The sequence below is a fragment of the Methylosinus sp. genome, from assembly GCF_036560965.1.
Taxonomy (GTDB): domain Bacteria; phylum Pseudomonadota; class Alphaproteobacteria; order Rhizobiales; family Beijerinckiaceae; genus Methylosinus.
The window spans coordinates 342447-360863 of record NZ_DATBQF010000018.1 but is presented as its reverse complement, the minus strand read 5'-3'; the positions used below and the strand labels follow the sequence as shown (position 1 = coordinate 360863).

Annotated in this window: 22 protein-coding genes and 1 pseudogene; 18 read left to right on the top strand and 5 right to left on the bottom strand. The window is 67.1% G+C overall.

The window, feature by feature from the left end:
• Positions 1-12 precede the first annotated feature (12 nt).
• From VIF40_RS05745 to VIF40_RS05705, 9 genes are all read left to right on the top strand, one after another.
• Positions 13-1575 carry a cytochrome ubiquinol oxidase subunit I gene (locus tag VIF40_RS05745; RefSeq protein ID WP_331936586.1) on the top strand — a complete coding sequence of 521 codons (1563 nt, stop codon included), beginning with the start codon at positions 13-15 and terminating at the stop codon, positions 1573-1575.
• Positions 1576-1760: 185 nt separating this feature from the next.
• Positions 1761-2900 carry a cytochrome d ubiquinol oxidase subunit II gene (cydB, locus tag VIF40_RS05740; RefSeq protein WP_331936559.1) on the top strand — a complete coding sequence of 380 codons (1140 nt, stop codon included), beginning with the start codon at positions 1761-1763 and terminating at the stop codon, positions 2898-2900.
• Between the two features lie 54 nt (positions 2901-2954).
• On the top strand, positions 2955-3056 hold the full coding sequence (gene cydX / locus VIF40_RS05735) for a cytochrome bd-I oxidase subunit CydX (protein WP_196407791.1): 102 nt from the start codon (positions 2955-2957) through the stop codon (positions 3054-3056).
• Between the two features lie 195 nt (positions 3057-3251).
• Positions 3252-3620, top strand: a complete 369-nt coding sequence (rpsM, locus tag VIF40_RS05730) for a 30S ribosomal protein S13 (RefSeq protein WP_331936558.1) — start codon at positions 3252-3254, stop codon at positions 3618-3620.
• 124 nt (positions 3621-3744) lie between these two features.
• Positions 3745-4134 carry a 30S ribosomal protein S11 gene (gene rpsK, locus VIF40_RS05725; RefSeq protein WP_018267194.1) on the top strand — a complete coding sequence of 130 codons (390 nt, stop codon included), beginning with the start codon at positions 3745-3747 and terminating at the stop codon, positions 4132-4134.
• An 88-nt stretch (positions 4135-4222) separates the two neighbouring features.
• A complete protein-coding gene (locus tag VIF40_RS05720) occupies positions 4223-5242 on the top strand; it encodes a DNA-directed RNA polymerase subunit alpha (protein WP_331936557.1) in 1020 nt (339 codons plus the stop codon).
• Between the two features lie 176 nt (positions 5243-5418).
• Positions 5419-5832 carry a 50S ribosomal protein L17 gene (gene rplQ, locus VIF40_RS05715; RefSeq protein ID WP_331936556.1) on the top strand — a complete coding sequence of 138 codons (414 nt, stop codon included), beginning with the start codon at positions 5419-5421 and terminating at the stop codon, positions 5830-5832.
• Positions 5833-5837: 5 nt separating this feature from the next.
• Positions 5838-6245, top strand: coding sequence for a DUF4260 domain-containing protein (locus VIF40_RS05710; protein ID WP_414684757.1), 408 nt, complete (start codon positions 5838-5840; stop codon positions 6243-6245).
• Complete coding sequence (locus VIF40_RS05705; RefSeq protein ID WP_331936554.1) at positions 6242-6919, top strand: hypothetical protein; 678 nt, start codon at positions 6242-6244, stop codon at positions 6917-6919. Before VIF40_RS05710 ends, VIF40_RS05705 begins: the two co-directional genes overlap by 4 nt.
• 2 nt (positions 6920-6921) lie before the next feature.
• Here VIF40_RS05705 and VIF40_RS05700 read toward each other — a convergent pair whose 3' ends face one another.
• Entirely contained in the window at positions 6922-8682 is a 1761-nt protein-coding gene (locus tag VIF40_RS05700) for an ABC transporter ATP-binding protein (protein WP_331936553.1), read from the bottom strand.
• A gap of 225 nt (positions 8683-8907) precedes the next feature.
• On the opposite strand from VIF40_RS05700, the gene VIF40_RS05695 reads away from it, so the two are divergent.
• From VIF40_RS05695 to VIF40_RS05675, 5 genes are all read left to right on the top strand, one after another.
• A complete protein-coding gene (locus VIF40_RS05695) occupies positions 8908-10341 on the top strand; it encodes a Do family serine endopeptidase (protein ID WP_331936552.1) in 1434 nt (477 codons plus the stop codon).
• Between the two features lie 7 nt (positions 10342-10348).
• Positions 10349-10675, top strand: a complete 327-nt coding sequence (locus VIF40_RS05690; RefSeq protein WP_331936551.1) for a hypothetical protein — start codon at positions 10349-10351, stop codon at positions 10673-10675.
• A gap of 46 nt (positions 10676-10721) precedes the next feature.
• The gene (locus VIF40_RS05685) at positions 10722-11480 is read left to right on the top strand and encodes an RDD family protein (protein WP_331936550.1); all 759 of its coding nucleotides are present in this window, start codon (positions 10722-10724) and stop codon (positions 11478-11480) included.
• Between the two features lie 107 nt (positions 11481-11587).
• The gene (locus tag VIF40_RS05680; protein WP_331936549.1) at positions 11588-11899 is read left to right on the top strand and encodes a hypothetical protein; all 312 of its coding nucleotides are present in this window, start codon (positions 11588-11590) and stop codon (positions 11897-11899) included.
• Between the two features lie 112 nt (positions 11900-12011).
• A complete protein-coding gene (locus tag VIF40_RS05675) occupies positions 12012-12275 on the top strand; it encodes a hypothetical protein (RefSeq protein WP_331936548.1) in 264 nt (87 codons plus the stop codon).
• Positions 12276-12285: 10 nt separating this feature from the next.
• Here VIF40_RS05675 and VIF40_RS05670 read toward each other — a convergent pair whose 3' ends face one another.
• Positions 12286-12972 (bottom strand): response regulator transcription factor, encoded by a 687-nt coding sequence (locus tag VIF40_RS05670; RefSeq protein WP_331936547.1) that lies wholly within the window; start codon positions 12970-12972, stop codon positions 12286-12288.
• 138 nt (positions 12973-13110) lie between these two features.
• On the opposite strand from VIF40_RS05670, the gene VIF40_RS05665 reads away from it, so the two are divergent.
• From VIF40_RS05665 to VIF40_RS05655, 3 genes are read left to right on the top strand one after another with little or no spacing between them, the layout of a single operon-like run.
• Positions 13111-13755: a thiamine phosphate synthase gene (locus VIF40_RS05665; RefSeq protein WP_331936546.1), complete on the top strand. Its 645-nt coding sequence runs from the start codon at positions 13111-13113 to the stop codon at positions 13753-13755.
• Positions 13752-14645, top strand: coding sequence for a tetratricopeptide repeat protein (locus tag VIF40_RS05660; RefSeq protein WP_331936545.1), 894 nt, complete (start codon positions 13752-13754; stop codon positions 14643-14645). Before VIF40_RS05665 ends, VIF40_RS05660 begins: the two co-directional genes overlap by 4 nt.
• A 6-nt stretch (positions 14646-14651) precedes the next feature.
• Positions 14652-15542, top strand: coding sequence for an alpha/beta hydrolase (locus VIF40_RS05655; RefSeq protein WP_331936544.1), 891 nt, complete (start codon positions 14652-14654; stop codon positions 15540-15542).
• Between the two features lie 32 nt (positions 15543-15574).
• Here VIF40_RS05655 and VIF40_RS05650 read toward each other — a convergent pair whose 3' ends face one another.
• From VIF40_RS05650 to VIF40_RS05645, 3 genes and pseudogenes are all read right to left on the bottom strand, one after another.
• Entirely contained in the window at positions 15575-16690 is a 1116-nt protein-coding gene (locus VIF40_RS05650) for a M48 family metallopeptidase (protein ID WP_414684759.1), read from the bottom strand.
• A 30-nt stretch (positions 16691-16720) separates the two neighbouring features.
• Positions 16721-16954, bottom strand: a pseudogene (locus VIF40_RS21415) (endonuclease domain-containing protein); the annotation flags it as partial.
• A gap of 95 nt (positions 16955-17049) precedes the next feature.
• On the bottom strand, positions 17050-17610 hold the full coding sequence (locus tag VIF40_RS05645; RefSeq protein ID WP_331936542.1) for a LemA family protein: 561 nt from the start codon (positions 17608-17610) through the stop codon (positions 17050-17052).
• Positions 17611-17868: 258 nt separating this feature from the next.
• Here VIF40_RS05645 and def point away from each other — a divergent pair, with 258 nt between their 5' ends.
• Entirely contained in the window at positions 17869-18414 is a 546-nt protein-coding gene (gene def / locus VIF40_RS05640) for a peptide deformylase (protein ID WP_331936541.1), read from the top strand.
• Positions 18415-18417: the final 3 nt, after the last annotated feature.

Below are 18417 nucleotides of genomic sequence, written 5' to 3'. Positions count from 1 at the left end.
CAGGAGCGCATGATGTTCGAGCTCGACGTGGTGACGCTTTCACGACTGCAATTCGCGCTGACCGCCCTCTATCACTTCCTCTTCGTGCCGCTGACGCTCGGCCTCTCGCTCATCCTCGCCATAATGGAGAGCGTCTTCGTGATGACCGGCCGCACCATTTGGCGCGACGCGGTCAAATTCTGGGGCCTGCTGTTCGGCATTAATTTCGCGATGGGCGTCGCCACCGGCATCACCATGGAGTTCCAGTTCGGAACCAACTGGTCCTACTACTCCCATTATGTCGGCGATATTTTCGGCGCGCCGCTCGCCATAGAAGGGCTGATGGCCTTCTTCCTCGAGGCCTCTTTCGTCGGGCTGTTCTTCTTCGGCTGGAACCGGCTGAGCAAGGTCGCCCATCTGACCGTCACCTGGCTCGTCGCGCTCGGCGCCAATTTCTCGGCGCTGTGGATTCTCATCGCCAATAGCTGGATGGCCAATCCGGTCGGGGCGCAGTTCAATCCGCAGACCTTGCGCATGGAGCTCACCTCCTTCGCAGAGGTGTTCTTCAACCCGGTCGCGCAGTCGAAATTCGTGCATACGGTCAGCGCCGGCTATGTGACCGGCGCGATGTTCGTGCTCTCCATCTCGGCCTATTACCTGCTCTTCAAGCGCGAGCATCGCGAGATCGCGCGGCGCTCCGCCAATGTGGCGGCGAGCTTCGGCCTCGCCTCGGCGCTCTCCGTCGTCGTGCTCGGCGACGAGAGCGGCTATACGGCGAGCTTCAACCAGAAAATGAAGATCGCCGCGATCGAGGCCATGTGGGAGACGGAGCCGCCGCCGGCCTCCTTCACCGTCTTCGGCATTCCCGACGTGAAGGAGCAGACGACGCATTTCAAGCTCGAGGTTCCCTATGTCCTCGGCCTGATCGCGACGCGCTCGCTCGACACGCCGGTCGAGGGCATAAAATCGCTGGTCGAGAAATCGGAGACGCGCATTCGCGCCGGAATGCCGGCCTATGAATGGCTCGCCGCGCGCCCCGACGGGCCGAACGCGCCCATCCCCGCCGATCTCACGCCGGCCTTTCAGGACCTCGGCCATTCGCTGCTCTTGAAGCGCATCAGGCCCGACATAGAGAACGCCACCGAGGCGCAGGTCCATGAGGCGGCGCTCTCCACCATCCCCAATGTGCCGGTGCTGTTCTGGGCCTTCCGCATCATGGTGGCGCTGGGATTTTATTTCATCTTCCTGTTCGCCGCCGCCTTCCTGGTGGCGAGTCGCAGGCGCCTCAGACAAAATCCCTGGCTGCTGAAGCTCGCCTTCTACAGCCTGCCTTTGCCTTGGATCGCCGCCGAGCTCGGCTGGATCGTCGCCGAATATGGCCGCCAGCCCTGGATCATCGACAGCGTGCTGCCGACCTTCCTCGGCGCGTCCAATGTGCCGGCCTATAATGTTCTGCTCAGCCTGGGCGGCTTCGTGCTGTTCTACAGCGCGCTGGCGATCGTCGAGGTGTGGCTGATGCTCAAATATGTCCGGCTCGGCCCGCAGATCGAATCCTTCCCGCAAGAGGCTCCCGAACGGCCGTTCCTCGTCGCGTGACGCGCTTCCGCCCTCCCCTTCGCGGGGAGGGTCGGCCTGCGAAAGCAGGCCGGGGCGGGGTGGGGTGACTCCGAGACTCGGCGCCACGCCCCCATCCGCCCGCCTTCGGCGGTCGACCTCCCCGCTCGAGGGGAGGTGGGCGCGCTTGCTTTTTGATCGCCTGCCTCATCGAGGAGATTCCCGACATGATCGATTACGGAATTCTGCGGCTCGTCTGGTGGGCCCTGCTCGGAACGCTGCTCATCGGATTCGCGATTTTCGACGGCTTCGATCTCGGCGCCGCCGTGCTGCATCCCTTCGTCGCGCGCACCGACGCCGAGCGCCGGCAGACGCTCAACGCCATCGGCCCGGTGTGGGAAGGCAATCAGGTCTGGCTGATTCTCGGCGGCGGCGCGATCTTCGCCGCCTTTCCGGCGCTCTACGCCGTCTCCTTCTCGGGCTTCTATCTGGCGATGTTCCTGGTGCTGCTCGGCCTCATTCTGCGGCCGGTCGCGATCACCTATCGCAGCAAGGTCGAGACGCTCGGCTGGCGGCGCTTCTGGGACTGGATCTTCTTCGTCTCCGGCCTCGTCCCGGCGCTGCTGTTCGGCGTCGCCTTCGGCAATGTGCTGCTCGGCGCGCCTTTCCGTTTCGACGATCAGCTCAACGTCGTCTATGAGGGAAATCTCTTCGGCCTGCTGACCCCTTTCGCTCTGCTCGCAGGCCTCGTCAGCCTCGCGATGATCGCGCTGCAAGGGGCGACCTGGCTCGCCGGCAAGACGGAAGGCCCGGTCGCCTTTCGCGCCAAGCTCGCCGGCTGGCTGGCGGCGATCGTGCTGCTCGCCGCCTTCACCTACGCCGGCTATTGGGGCACGGAGAATATCGCCGGCTATGTGCTGACCAGCGCGGTCGATCCGTCCGGCCCGTCCAATCCGCTCGGCAAGACCGTCGCGCTGGAGGCCGGCGCCTGGCGGGCCGCCTATGAGGCGCGGCCGTGGACGCTGGCCGCCCCCGCCGCCGTCTATTTCGGCGTGCTGGTCGCCGTGCTCGCCCTCGCCCTCTCGGCTCCGCTCGTCGCCTTCGTCGGCTCCAGCCTGGCCACGGCCGGCGTCGTCGCCACGGCGGGCTTCACGCTGTTCCCCTTCCTGCTGCCCTCCTCGGCCGATCCCAATCACAGCCTGACCTTGTGGGACGCCTCCTCGAGCCAGCGCACATTGACGCTGATGCTGGCCGTGGTCATCGTGTTCCTGCCGATCGTGCTCGCCTATACGGCCTGGATCTATCATGCGCTGCGCGGGCCGGTGACGGAGACGGGCGTCGCCGACAAGGACGAATTTCCCTATTGACCGGAATTTCCCACGCTGACTGCGCAACTTCCCTAACGACCAAAGGAGATCGCCATGTGGTATTTTTCCTGGATCCTGGGCGTCGGCCTCGCCTGCGCCTTCGGCGTCATCAACGCCATGTGGCTGGAGCTCGAGGAATATAGCGAGGAAAAGTGATCGATTGCCGGGGCTGACGCCTTGACGGCTCGACGGCTTTCGCCTAGGAACCCCAACTTCACCACTTCGGCAACGCGCTCCGTTCCTCAGCGGGAACGGAGCCGTCGTCGTATAAAAAGCCCGCATGGGCCGGCCTCCACCGGACGCAGGCTAAACCGCGCGAACCCCGTTCGCCCCAAATGGAGAGACGAGAAGATGGCCCGTATCGCCGGCGTCAACATACCGACCAACAAGCGCGTCGTGATCGCCCTGCAGTATATCCACGGAATCGGAGCCAAGAAGGCTCAGGAGATCGTGGAGAAGGTGAACATTCCGGCGGAGCGCCGCGTCGCCCAGCTGACCGACGCCGAAGTGCTGCAGATCCGCGAGACGATCGACCGCGACTATATGGTCGAAGGCGATTTGCGCCGCGAGGTGGCGATCAACATCAAGCGCCTGATGGACCTCGGCTGCTATCGCGGCCTGCGCCATCGCCGCCAGCTTCCCGTCCACGGCCAGCGCACGCACACCAACGCCCGCACCCGCAAGGGCAAGGCGAAGCCGATCGCCGGCAAGAAGAAGTAAGCTTCACTTCGTGTCGCGAATGCTGCTCGCGACGATCACCTGGGCCGGAGCGACGAGCGCTTCCGCCCTCATCGAGCCCTAGCGCCCGGCATTACGGGCGCGTCCGAAGGACGAGAAGAAGACCATGGCCAAAGAGACCACCCGCGTTCGCCGCAGGGAGCGCAAGAATATCGTTTCCGGCGTCGCGCATGTGAATTCGACGTTCAACAACACGATGATCACCATCACCGACGCGCAGGGCAACACCGTGTCCTGGTCGTCGGCGGGCACGATGGGCTTCAAGGGCTCCCGCAAATCGACGCCCTACGCCGCGCAGATGGCCGCCGAGGACGCGGCCCGCAAGGCGGGCGAGCATGGCGTGCGCACCCTGGAAGTCGAGGTCTCCGGGCCGGGCTCCGGCCGTGAATCGGCGCTGCGCGCGCTGCAGGCCGCGGGCTTCACCGTGACCTCGATTCGCGACGTGACGCCCATTCCGCACAATGGCTGCCGCCCGCGCAAGCGCCGCCGCGTCTGACGAGACCTATTTCATCTGGACGAATTGCGACGGGGTCTCGCGCCGGGCGGCGCGGAACCCGACCGAGAGCTGAAGGAAAGGCGCCACAGTGAGCATCCAGAAGAACTGGCAGGAACTCATCAAGCCCAGCAAGCTCGAGGTGACGGCGGGCGACGATCCGCGCCGCATCGCCGTCGCCGTGGCTTCGCCGCTCGAGCGCGGCTTCGGCCTGACGCTCGGCAATGCGCTGCGTCGCATCCTGCTCTCCTCCTTGCAGGGCGCGGCGATCACCTCCATCCATATCGACGGCGTGCTGCACGAATTCTCGTCGATCCCCGGCGTGCGTGAGGACGTGACCGACATCGTCCTCAACATCAAGGACATCGCCATCAAATACGCCGGCGAGGGCGTCAAGCGCCTGACGCTGAAGAAGCTGGGTCCGGGCCCGGTGACGGCGGGCGACATCCAGACCTCCGGCGATCTGCAGATCCTCAATCCCGATCTCGTCATCTGCACGCTGGACGAGGGCGCCGAGTTCCGCGTCGAATTCACCATCGCGACCGGCAAGGGCTATGTCCCGGCCGACCGCAACCGCGCCGAGGACGCGCCGATCGGCCTCATCCCGATCGACAGCCTCTATTCGCCGGTCAAGAAGGTGAGCTATCGCGTCGAGAACACACGCGAGGGCCAGGAGCTCGACAAGGACAAGCTGACGCTGACGATCGAGACCAATGGCGCGATCTCGCCGGAGGATTCGCTCGCCTATGCGGCGCGCATTCTGCAGGATCAGCTCTCGGTCTTCGTGAATTTCGAGGAGCCGCGCCGCGAGGAGACCGCTCCGTCCATCCCGCAGCTCGCCTTCAACCCGGCGCTGCTCAAGAAGGTGGACGAGCTGGAGCTCTCGGTGCGCTCGGCCAACTGCCTGAAGAACGACAATATCGTCTATATCGGCGACCTCATCCAGAAGTCGGAGGCGGAGATGCTCCGCACGCCGAACTTCGGCCGCAAGTCGCTGAACGAGATCAAGGAAGTGCTGGCGCAGATGGGCCTGCACCTCGGCATGGAAGTGCCCGGCTGGCCGCCGGAGAACATCGACGATCTCGCCAAGAGATTCGAAGAGCATTATTGAGCCGCCACTCGCCTTCGCCCGCTCGCGGGTGAAGGCGTCGCGCAGATGCGCGATGGATGAGGGCCCTTCACCCGTCTCGACGTCGTCGAGCAACCCTCTTCCCGCACAGCGGGAGGGGGAACAAAGCAGCGGCCGTACCTTGGCACGGCGGCCGCATAAGAACGGAGACCGCCACAATGTATCATCGCAACAAGAAGCGCCGCTTCGGCCGCACCCATGAGCATCGCAAGGCGATGTTCGCCAATCTCGCCCAGGCGCTCATCAAGCATGAGCAGATCGTCACCACCCTCCCCAAGGCGAAGGATCTTCGTCCGGTGGTCGAGAAGCTGGTGACGCTCGGCAAGCGCGGCGATCTTCATGCGCGCCGTCAGGCCATCTCCCGCCTGCGCGACGTCGATCTCGTCAAGAAGCTCTTCGACGTGCTGGGCCCGCGCTACAAGGAGCGCAACGGCGGCTATTTGCGCGTGCTGAAGGCGGGCTTCCGCTACGGCGACAACGCCCCGCTCGCCGTCATCGAGTTCGTCGACCGCGACGTGGACGCCAAGGGCCAGGATTCGGGCCCCGTCCAGACGCAGGAAGAGGCGGCTTAAAGCCGATGCTCCCCGGCCCCGCGAGCGGAAGCGTTCTCGGTTGGCCGAAGCTTCTATTGAGATTAGAGGGGGCGGCGCTGATGGCGGCCGCCCTTTTCGCTTATTTCGGCCTCGGCGCGGATTGGCGCCTCTTGGCCTGGCTGTTCCTGTTCCCCGACCTGTCGATGGCCTTCTATCTCGCCGGCCCGCGCATCGGCGCGATCGCCTATAACGCCGCCCATACGACGATCATCCCCTTCGCCGTGCTCGGCGCGGGCGTCTATCTCGGCCAGGGGCTGATGATCTCGATCGCGCTCATCCATCTCGCCCATATCGGCTTCGACCGAATGCTCGGGTTCGGCCTGAAATATGGAGCCGCCTTCGGCGACACCCATCTCGGCCGCGTCGGTCGGCCGCCGGACGCGGCGGCGTGATCGTCGAGCCATGGGACGAGCTCGCCCGCGCCCGCACCGCCGCCGGCGAGGAGCTGCTGCTGCGCCATCGCGGCGGAATCTTCGAGATTCGCTGCAACGGCTATGATCTGATGTCCAACCGCGCCCATCGCTCGGAGGAGGCGCTGGCCCAGCTCGCGCTGGCCGAGACGCGCGCCCCTGCGCCGCATATTTTGATCGGCGGCCTCGGCATGGGCTTCACGCTGCGCGCCGCGCTAGACGCCGCGCCGCCGCAGGCCCGCGTCACCGTCGCCGAGCTGCTCGCGGAGATCATCGCCTGGAACCGCGGACCTCTGGCCCCGCTCGCCGGCCGCCCGCTCGACGACGCCCGCGTCACGCTGCGCGAAGCCGATGTCGCGATGGTGATGGAAGAGGCCGAGGGCGCCTATGACGCCATCCTGCTCGACATAGACAATGGGCCGGAGGCCGTCCTCTGCGACATCAACGCCGCGCTGTTCTCGGCGCGCGGCCTGCGCAAGATGCGGCGCGCGCTCGCCCCCTCCGGCGTGCTCGCCGTCTGGTCGGCCGATCCCTCGCCGCGCTTCGAGGAGCGGCTCGAGGAGACGCGCTTTTCCTTCCGGGCGACGGAAATCGCCGCGCGCGGCGGCGCCGGCGATCCGCGCCACACGCTCTATCTGGCGCGCGCCCTCGGCTGAAATCAGGCCGGCTCCAGCGCCGGCGCGACCTCGGCGTCCTCGCGGCGCTGCGCCGCCCACATTTGCGCATAGCGGCCATCGGCGGCGAGCAGAGCGTCATGCGCGCCGCGCTCGACGATCGCGCCATCCTCGAGCACGAGGATCTCATCCGCTTCGACGATGGTCGACAGGCGATGCGCCACGATGAAGCGGGTGACGCCCGCCGAGACGCTGGCGATCCGCTCCTGAATGAGCCGCTCCGTGCGCGTGTCCAGCGACGAGGTCGCCTCGTCGAGCACGAGCAGGCGCGGACGCTTCAACAAGGCGCGGGCGATGGCGACGCGCTGCTTCTCGCCGCCCGAGAGCCGTAGGCCGCGCTCGCCGACGATGGTCTCCTCGCCCTGCGGCAGGCGCGCGAGCACCTCGTCGAGACCGGCCGCGCGCATCGCCTCCTCTATCTCCGCGCGCGTCGCCTCCGGCCGCGCGAAGCGAATATTGTCGACCAGCGTCTCGTTGAACAGCACGCAATCCTGCGGCACCAGAGCCAGCGCGCCGCGCAAGGCGCGAAGATCGAGATCCTCGATCGCGACGCCGTCGACGAAGATCGCGCCGCGCTCCGGCTCGTGAAATCGAAAGAGCAGCCGCGCGAGCGTCGATTTGCCGCCGCCGCTCGGGCCGACGACCGCGAGCGTTCCGCCCGGCCGCAGGGTGAAGCTCACATCGCGCAGCGTCGGATGACCCGGATGATGCGAATGCCACAGGCCTTCGACGCGCAGCGACAGCGGCGCGTCGCCGGGAAGGTCCGCGCCGCCCGACGCGCCCCGCCCCTCGGTCGGTTCCGACAAGATGACGAGCATGCGCTCGACCTGAGCGCTGCTGCGGATGAGCTCGCGCCAGATCGAGGTGAAATGCTCGATCGGCCGGATGACCTGGGCGAGATAGAGCGCCACGATCAGCAGATCGCTCGCCGGGCCGCCGCTCTGCAGCCGGCGCACGGCGAGCGCGAATATGGCGCCGAAGGACAGGGTGAAGACGATCGTCAGCGCGATCTGATTTCGCGCAGCGTGCGAGAAATGCGCGAGCCAGCGCCGCTCCGCTTCGCCGAACAGATCGGCGAGCCGCGCCATCACCGCGCGTTCCGCGACGAAGGCCTTGACCGTCTCGAAATTCAGCAGGCTCTCGATGAAGAGATTGGACGCCTTGCCGTCCTGCTCATGCGCGTGAAGCGCGGTTTTCCTGTGCCCCTTTATCGACAGCGAGAAAGTGACGCCATAGACCGCGACAAAAGCCACATAGGCGGCGAGCATGGAGGCGTCGAAGAGATGCAGCAGGACGCCCGCCGCCGTGACGATCTCGACCGCCATGGGCAGGAGGCCCAAGACCATGGCGAGCAGCTGGCGGCAGGCGTTGACGCCTTCGGAGATCGTGCGTCCGAGCTCCCCGGTCCGGCGCGCCAGATGATAGGCGTAGGGCAGATCGAGCGCGTGAGCATAGACCTTGTGGGAGATCGTATGGACGAGGCGGCGCTCGACCGACATTGTGAAAGGCGTCGCGATAACGGGCGCAAGCCGCGCCGCGCCCAGTAGCCCGACATAGGCAACGACGGACAGCGTTGCGCCATCGGCGTCGCCGCGGCCGAAGAGATCGACGGCGCGGCCGAGCGCCAGCGGCGCCCCGGCCTGGAACAGCGAGCCGACCGCCGAGACCGCCGCCGAAGCGATCGTGCGGCCAAGGAGCCGCGCGCCCGCCGCCTCCAAAATGAATTTTGCCACGCTTTTCGTCATTTGCGAGCCTTTCGCCGCTTCGGCTCCGCGCAAAGAACAAACCAATTTTCCCCCGACCGTTTCGAGCGGGGCTCAATCGGTAATTGAGATATGCGCTATACGCAAGTAATTCGTGAATCGGTCGTTCGCGCCCTGCCGCGCGTCTACGCATTCGCGCGAATTCCATGAGTCCGTCGCTTTTCGGGCTAATATGTCCAAACGAATCTCACCTCCAGAGGACGAGCGATGCTTTTTCTTCGGCGCCATTTCCTTGCGGCCTTCACCCTTCTCGCGCTCGCCGCCGCGGCGCCCGCCGCGCGCGCGCAGGTCGCGCTGGCGCCCCCGGCGGAGCGCGCGCTGCCGCAATCGCGCGCCGATGTCGTCTTGTCCTTCGCGCCCATCGTCAAAAAGGCGGCGCCCGCCGTCGTGAACGTCTTCGCCACCCGCGTCGAGCAGCGGCCGGCCAATCCCTTCTTCGACGATCCGATCTTTCGCCGCTTCTTCGGCGAGGGCGGCGGCGGGCAGCGCGGGCCGACGGCGCAATCGCTCGGCTCCGGCGTCATCGTCGACGCCTCGGGCCTCGTCGTCACCAATAATCACGTCATCGAGGGCATGACCGATGTGAAAGTCTCGCTCTCCGACAAGCGCGAGATACCGGCGAAAATCCTGCTGCGCGATCCGCGCACCGATCTCGCCGTGCTGAAGCTGACCGAGACCGCCCATTATCCGACCATGGAGCTCGGCGATTCGGATGCGCTGGAGGTCGGCGATCTCGCCCTCGCCATCGGCAATCCCTTCGGCGTCGGACAGACGGTGACGCAGGGCATCGTCTCGGCTCTGGCGCGCACGCAGGTCGGCATTTCCGACTATGGCTTCTTCATCCAGACCGACGCCTCCATCAATCCCGGCAATTCGGGCGGCCCCCTGGTGGATATGAACGCGCGCGTCGTCGGCATCAATTCGGCGATCTTCTCCAAATCGGGCGGCTCGGTCGGCATCGGCTTCGCGATTCCGGTCAATATGGTCAAGATCGTCGTGGCGGCGGCCAAGGGCGGCGGCAAGCAGGTCAAGCGCCCCTGGCTCGGCGCGACGTTGCAGAATCTCTCCAAGGAGATTTCCGACGGTCTCGGCCTCGAGCGCCCCGCCGGCGCGCTGATCGCCGATCTCTATCCCAAGGGCCCGGCGCTCGACGCCGGCTTGAAGCGCGGCGACGTCATCGTCACGGTGGACGGCCAATCGGCCGACGATCCGGAGGCGGTCGGCTATCGCCTCGCCACCAAGCCGCTCGGCGGGCAGGCGACGCTGGGCGTGCTGCGCTCCGGCAAGACCATCGCCGTGCCGCTGAAGCTCTCGGCCGCGCCGGAGATTCCCGCGCGCGACGCGGTGAAGGTCAAGGGCCCCTCGCCCTTCGCCGGCGCGACCGTCGTCAACATCTCGCCCGCCGTGCTCGAGGAATTCTCCGTGCAGGGCGCCGCCAATGGCGTCGTCGTGGCGGAGATCGACCCGCAATCGGTCGCCATGCAGCTGAATCTGCAGAAGGGCGATGTGATTCTCGTGATCAACGACGAGAAGATCGCCACGACCCGCGACCTCGAGCGCGCGACGATCAACCGCCATTATTATTGGAAGATCACGCTGGCCCGCGAGGGACAGGTGATCACCACGGTGGTCGGCGGCTGACGAAAGCATGGACCGCATCGAATATCGGTTGGAACTCTGCGACATATCGGGCGCGCATCGCCCGGTCGCGATCTTCCGCGCGGCGAGCCCCTTTCCGACCGTCTCGGTCGGAGAGCGCTTCGACGACGAAGGCTGGCCGCGCCTCGACCCGAACGACCCGCCCGGCTCGGCCGAGGCCCCCCGGCGATATACGGTGCATTCCGTCAAACATGTCGTCATCGAGGGCGATGGCGCGATCATCGCCCGTTATTGTCTCAATCTCGCACCTTTCGACGGCGATCGCTCGCCCGTCTGGGGAGCGAGCGACCCGATCCGAACGGAGGCGGGTCGCTGACCACCGCCCTCGTCCTTGCGTCTATTTCGCCGTCAATGGTCCTTTCATGTTCGCTATTCGAGACGACGGATTGCTACGCGGCGGAGTTTTGCGCCGGACCATCGCCTTCGCGATCGACATGGCGCTCGTCGCCTTCCTGCTGCAACTCACCGGCGTCGCCGGCTTTTGGTTGACCGACGGGCGCATTCAGGCGTCTTCCGGTTTCGGCTGGACGCAATGCGAGCCGCGCGCCGCGCCGCCCCTCGGCTTACCGATCCCGCAGAGCTTTCGAGTCGATTTCGTGACCGAATGCGCCGCGAGCCTCTTCGGCGCGCCCTATTCGCGATCCGCCAAGATCGGCCGCCGGACGCGCGTCGACGCCGTCACGCAGGAAGAATCGGTCACCATCACCATCGACGCGAACGGACGCGCCGCCACGACTCTCGATTTGTCGCTCTTCATCCTGCCGCTCTTCGCGGCCATGCGCATTTTTTCCGAGCGCGACGGCGGCCGCACTTTGGGGCGACGCCTCACCGGGCTTCGCCTCATCGCCGAGGATGTGGTGATCCTCGACCAGCGTCGCCTCGTTTTCCGCTATGCGGCTATGTTCGCTCCGCTCGCGCCCAACGTCGCTTTCGACGTCTGGATCGCGACATTGCCGCCCTTCGGCCTGTGGGAGCGGCTCGATCTCTCGCAGTTTTTCGAGGCCTATGCGACGGCAGCCGTGCCCGTCGCGCTCGCACTTCTCTGGGCGGCGTTCGACATGGCGCGCGGAAGCGACGCTTATTACGACCGCCTCGTCGGCGGCGCCGTCGTGCGCGACTGAGAAGACCTTCTCCCCTGTGCGCCTAAGCACAAACACGCGGGCGCCGCTCCCTTAGAAACAGCATCGTTGGCCGGGCATGAAGCCCGGACGCTGGGGGAGTAGAGACAATGACTTTCGCCATTACCGAATTCGCTTCGCGCCCTGTCCAGACCGCCGCCGCCATGCGCATGGCTTTCGTCATTCTCGGCGCCACCGTCGCGCTCGCCGGCGCCAAGGCCTTCATGGCCAATTCATTCTCGGCGCAAAGCGTCGCCGCCCCGCTCGCCCCGACCGAGGCTGTCGTCGCCATCGCCGAGCCCGCGACTTTCGCCGGCGCCGAAGCCACGCAGAGCGCCTGCCGCCGCGTCAACGTCGAGATCGACGAGGGTTATGGCGTGCGCGGCCAGGTCACCCGCTGGGTCTGCCGCAAAGCCTTTTGATCCACCGGCTCCCTCTGTGCCCCCGCGCACAAACAGGGGCGCCCCGCTCCCTTAAGACTCGCATCATTCGCAGGGCGCCGCCCGCGACACGCGCTTTTAAAGGACAAGACCAATGACCTTCGCCGTTTCCGAATTCGCTTCGCGTCCCGTCGAGACCGCTTCCGCGATCAGAATCGCTTTTGTCATTCTCGGTGCGACCGTCGCTCTGGCGGGCGGCAAGGCGCTTCTGTCGCGCAGCGCCGCGCCTGTCGCCGAGCCGGCCGTTTTCGCCGTCGCCGAGCACGCCGAGGGCCGCTGCCGCTTCGTCCCGGTCGAGTCGAGCGAGGGTCTCGCGACCGGACAGGCGATCCGAATCGTCTGCCGCAAGGCGCGCTGAGCGGACGCCGTCACAGCCTCACGAAACGATAGCCGACCCCCGGCTCCGTCAGAATGATCGCGGGCGCTGCGGCGTCCTCCTCGATCTTGGCGCGCAGCTGGCCGATGAAGACCCGCAAATATTGCGTGTCCTCGCCATGCGCCGGCCCCCAGACCGCCGTCAGAATCTGGCGATGGGTGAGCAGGCGGTCCGCGTGACGCGCGAGCGTCGCCAGCAGCTCATATTCCTTGGGCGTCAGCTTCACGGCCACGCCCTTCTTCGTCACCAGCCGCCGCGAAAGATCGACGCGCAATCCGCCGCTCTCGATCTCGCCCGTCTCGGCCGCGCCTTTCGCGCCATGGCGCAGCGCCGCCCGCAGCCGCGCCAATAATTCGCCGATCGAGAAGGGTTTTTCCACATAGTCGTCGGCGCCGGCGTCGAGCGCGGCGATCTTCTCGGCCTCGCGATCGCGCGCCGAGAGAATCAGGATCGGCGCCTGCGAGAAAGCGCGCGCCTGGCGCAGAACCTCCTTGCCGTCCATATCGGGCAGGCCCAGATCGAGCAGCACGGCATCCGGCGCTCTCGCGGCGATCGCCTTCAGCGCCTCGCGGCCGGTGGCGGCCTCGAGCGTCTGATAGCCGCTCGCCGCCAGCGCCGGCCGCAGCACGCGCAGCATCTGGGGCTCGTCATCGACGATCAATATGCGAGGGCCGCTCATGCCGTACCGCCGCTCCGCCGTTCCGCCGCTCATGCCATTCCAGCTGCGCAGTCGCATAATCCGCTTCGCGGCGCCATACAACGGCGCGGATTCGCGCCGAATTGAATCGGCCGCCGCCGAATCGTAGAAGAAGAGCCCATGTCGGAAGATTTGTCGGAAGATTTCGCCCGCCTCTATCTCGCAACGCCCCGCCTCGCCGAGGTCGAGGCGTTTTTGCCGCGCCTCTCGGCCGCGCTCGCGGCCGCCGAGGTCTCCAGCCTGCTGCTGCGCCTCGAGACGATGGCGCCGTCGGCGGCCGAGCGCGCCATCCGCGCCGTCGCCGGCATAGCCCAGCCCGCCGGCGTCGCTCTGCTGATCGAGGGCGAGCCGGAGCGCGTCTCCCGCTGCGGCGCGGACGGGCTGCATCTTTCCTTCGACGACAAGCGCCTCGCCACGGCGGTCAAGCGCCTCTCGCCGGATTTCATCGTCGGCGTCGGCGGCCTCGCCACGCGCGACGACGCGATGCGCGCCGGCGAGGCGGGCGCGGATTATCTCCTCTTCGGCGATATCGGCGAAGCGGACGCGCCGCCCACGGTCGATTGGACCGCGGCGCGGATTTCCTGGTGGGCGGAGATTTTCAACACGCCCTGCGTCGCCTGGGCGCGCAGCCTCGCCGAGATCGCCCCGCTCTCCGTGGCGGGGGCGGAATTCGTCCTTTTGGCCGAGGCGGTCTGGGACGATCCGCGCGGCCCCGCCGAAGCCATTCGCGACGCCGCCCGGCTCGCCATGGAGGCGGCGCGATGAAAACGCGCCTTCGCCTCGCGCTCGCTCTCGCCATGCTCGCCGGCGCGGCCTCGGCCGCCGAGCCGACGGCCGATCTCGCCTTCGGCGCCTATCAGCGCGGCGATTATGTCGCCGCCAGGGGCGAGGCCGAGAAGCGCCTCGCCGCCAATCCGAAGGACGCCGCCGCCCTGACCTTGATCGGCCGGCTCTATCTCGACGGGCAAGGCGTCGCGCCGGATCGCGCCGGGGCGATGCAATGGTTTCGCCGCGCGGCCGACGCCGGCGGCAGGGATGCGGCCTATTTCTTCGGCGCGGCGGCGCTCACCGGCCACGACACGCCGAAGGATCACGGGCTCGCGCGCGCCTATCTCGAGAAGGCGCAGGACCATCCGGCGGCGCTCGAGCTGCTCGGCGAGGCGGCGCTCGAGAATGACGGCAAGGAGCCCGATTTCGCCCGGGCCATCGCCTATTTCCGGCGCGCCGCGACGCTCGAGAATTCCGACGCCGCCTATGCGCTGGCGCTGCTCTACAAGAACGGCCGCGGCGTTCCCGCCGATCCGGCCGAGGCGGCGATCTGGCTGCGCAAGGCCTCCGAGGCCGGCCATACGGCGGCCATGGTCGAATTCGCCATCATGGAGTTCAACGGCGCCGGCGTCGCGCGCGACCGCGACCATGCGGTGACGCTGCTGCGGAAGGCGGCCGCCGCCGGCAATGTCGTGGCGCAGAACCGCCTGGCGCGTTTGCTGGCGGAGGGCCTCGGCGTCGAGAAGAACCATTCCGAGGCCATGCTCTGGAACAGCCGCGCCAAGGCCTCCGGCCTCGTCGACGACAAGCTCGACGCGCTGCTGGAGAGGACCATCCCGCCGTCCGAAAAATCCGCGCCGCCCGCTCCTCCGACCGCCGCGAAATAGGACGCCATGGCAAGTGCTTCGGCGAGTCTTGCGGCGAGTCTTGCGGCGCGACTGTCGCGCGCCTATCTGCGCCGCTCTGTGCGCCCGCGCGTCAATGGCGAGGCGGGAGCAGAGGCGGCGGCCCAGGCGCTCGATCTGCGCTGGCCCTGGCCGCCGGCCGGCGCCGCCGAGGCCGATCCCGAAGCGCCCGGCGAATGGATCAGAGCCCGATCGGCGCGGGGGAGGCTGCTCTATCTGCATGGCGGCGCCTTCATGGCCGGCTCGCCGCGCCTCTACCGTTCGACCGCGCGCTTTTTCGCAAAGGCCGGCTTCGACGTCTTCACCCCCGCCTATCGGCTGGCGCCGGAACACCGCTTCCCCGCCGCTCTCGACGATGTGACCGCGGCCTATCAGCGCCTCGCCGCGCATGGGCCGCCGGCGCTCGCCGGCGATTCGGCCGGCGGCGGATTGGCGCTCGCGCTGATGCTGCGGCTGCGCGCGCGCGGCCTGCCGCTCCCGCGCGCGGCGGCGCTGTTCTCGCCCTGGACCGATCTTTCCGCCAGTGGCGCCTCGGCGCGCGACAATGAGGGGAAGGACCCGATCTTCACGCGGCGGGCGCTTCGGCTCGCGGCGCGCCAATATCTCGGCGAGGCGAGCCTTCGCGATACGGAAGCCTCGCCGCTGTTCGGCGATCTCACCGGCCTCCCGCCGATACTCGTCCATGTGGGCGAGGACGAGCTGCTGCTCGACGATTCGCGCCGGCTCGCCGAGCGCGCCGCCGCAGCGGGAACGGCGGTCGAATTGACGATTTTCCCGGGCGTGCCGCATGGCTGGCAATTGGGCGCCGCCTTCATGCCCGAGGCGCGCCAGTCGCTGCGCGAGGCGGCGGCGTTTCTCGCCCGCTTCGCGACCGGCTAGAGCGCCATCCGATCCTGTTCGATCGGAAAGCGCTAGCCCCACGGCCCATGCGACGGCGGATCGAGCGGGCTGCGGCCGTCGCTCGGCAGAAAGCCGGGCGCGTCGGGCGCGGGCGCCGGCTGCGTCTCCCAGGGACCATGATCCTCGATCGGCGGCGAGGGCGGCTCCACCATCGGCAGATCATGCCCGCCCGCATAGCGCACCAGAGCGGCGACGCGATCGTCGACGGACGGATGCGTCGAGAACAGAGCGCGCGCCTTGCGCGCCGGACTCTCGATGAAGAAGGCGCCCATGCGCGCGGGCATCCTCGGCATCGTCGCGCGCGTCTCGATCTTGCGCAGCGCCGAGATCATCGCATCCGGATTCTTGGTGAGCTCCACCGAGCCGGCGTCGGCGAGAAATTCGCGCGAGCGCGAGATGGCGAAGCGGATCAGCACCGAGAGCCCCCAGCTCAGCGCGATGATGGCGAGGGCGATGACGATGGCGAGGCCGGCGCCGCTCGCCCCGCCGCGATCGCGCCCCTCCTCGGTCGCGCGCTTGGGCGAGAAGCGGAAGCCCCAGCTGCGGAAGACGAGATCGCCCGCGAAAGCGAATATCCCCGCGAAAATGGCGGCGACCACCATCAGCTGAACGTCGCGATTGCGAATATGGGTCAGCTCATGGCCGAGCACGGCCTCGATCTCGGCGTCGTCCAGCGTCTCCAGGAGGCCGCGCGTGACGGTGACGCTGTAATGGCCCTCCCGCACGCCGGAGGCGTAGGCGTTGAGCGCCTCATCCTCGATGATCTTCAGCGAGGGCATGGGAATGCCGCGCGAGATGCAGAGATTCTCGAGCAGATTATAGAGGCGCGGAACCTCCTCGCGCGTGACGTCGGCGGCGCCGGTGGCGGCGTCGATGAGCTTTTGATGGAAGAAATAGGCGAGCACGAACCAGAGCCCGGCGGCGCCGAAGGCGATGGGCCAGCCCTGCTCGAGATCGCGCAGCGCGCGCGCCATGATCTGCGGCAGCGTTCCGTCCTGCGACGCCTCGAAGAGAAGCGCGACAGCGAACATCAGCGCCAGCAGCAGGCCGACAAATCCGGCGAGCAGCAGCAGCGAGCGCAGCCGGTTCGCCTGAATATGAGTGTAGAGGCCATAGGCGTGAAACATGGGGCTATTCTCCCTTCTCCCCTTGCGGGAGAGCCATTGATCGCGGGAGGCATCGCGTGTGTGTTGCAAATCCGCGTTATGCGACGGCCCGTCGATCTCGACGATCAGCCGCGCTTCGAAACAGACGAAATCGACGATGTAGCGGCCGATGGGAGCCTGTCGGCGGAATTTGAAACCGTTCATCCGCCGCCCGCGAAGACCGCGCCACATCATCGCCTCAGCGTTTACCGCATTGGCGCGCTGCTCGCGGGCGAGGCGCAGCATCACGTCTTTCGGGATTGTCATCGCGGCGCCCCCTCATCCGACCCGGCTTCGCCGGGCCACCTTCTCCCGCGACGGGAGAAGGGAGAAACCTCCCTTTAGAATTGGACCTTGGGAGTCTCCTGGACGGCTTTGCGCTCGCCCTCCTCTAGATTGAAGAACTCCTGCGGCGTGAAGCCGAAAGACGCCGCATAGAAAGCCGCCGGAACGCTCTCGCGGGCGGCGTTGTATTCGGCCGAGGCGTTGTTGAAGAAGCGCCGCGACGCCGCGATCTTGTTCTCCACGTCGGAGAGCTCGCTCTGCAGCTGCTGGAAGTTCTGATTGGCTTTGAGATCGGGATAATTCTCGGCGAGGGCGAACAGCCGGCCGAGCACGCCATTGAGCGCGCTCTCGGCGGCGGCCTGCGCCTGCGGGCCCTGCGCGGCCACGGCCTTGTTGCGGGCGGCGACCACCTCCTCGAGGGTGCCGCGCTCATGAGCGGCGTAGCCCTTCACCGTCTCCACCAGATTGGGAATGAGGTCGTGGCGCTGCTTGAGCTGGACGTCTATGTCCGAGAACGCCTGACGGCAGCGCTGACGTAGCGTCACCAGGCCGTTGTAGGAGCCGACGAGCCAGAGGACGATGAGAACCAATACGCCGAGAAGGATGAGAACGGTCATGATCGGGCTCCACGAAACGAATGTTCGGGCCACGCGCGGCAACGGCGGTCGCGGCTGGCCGGAGTCGTAACCGGCTTTCACGACGTGCGAAAGTGCGCCGCCGCACAGAGCCGCTCGCGCCGTCCGATCTCTTACATTGCGCGCGGAAGCGGAATATAATCTGCGCAAAGCCGCGCCGGTGTCCATTTGACGGAGACCGGGCGCATCCCTATCTCGACGGTCGAGACCGTCAGAAAGTCCAGGCGCGAAAGCAAGCAAATGGCCATTCGTCCCATCATCACCCTGCCCGACCCGCGGCTGCGGCTCGTCTCCGAGCCGGTCACCACCTTCGACGGCGAGCTCCAGCAGCTGCTCGACGATATGCTGGAGACCATGTACGAGGCCCCCGGCGTCGGCCTCGCGGCGATCCAGATCGCCGTGGCCAAGCGCATCGTCGTCGCCGACGCCGCGCGCGGCGACGAGCCGAAGAATCCTTTGTTCGTCATCAATCCTCAGATCGTCTGGGCCTCCGAGGAGCTGTTCGTCTATCAGGAGGGCTGCCTCTCCGTCCCCGATTATTACGAGGATGTGCAGCGCCCGGCGCGCGTGCGCGTGCGCTATCTCGACCGCGCCGGCGCGGCGCAGGAGATCGAGGCCGACGGATTGCTCGCCACCGTGCTCCAGCACGAGATCGACCATCTCGAGGGCGGGCTGTTCATCGACCATCTCTCGCGGCTGAAGCGCGACCGCGTGGTGAAGAAATTCGCCAAGGCCGCCGCCCGCGCCGCCCCGGCCGCCCCCGTCGCGGACAAGATCGAGGCCTGATCC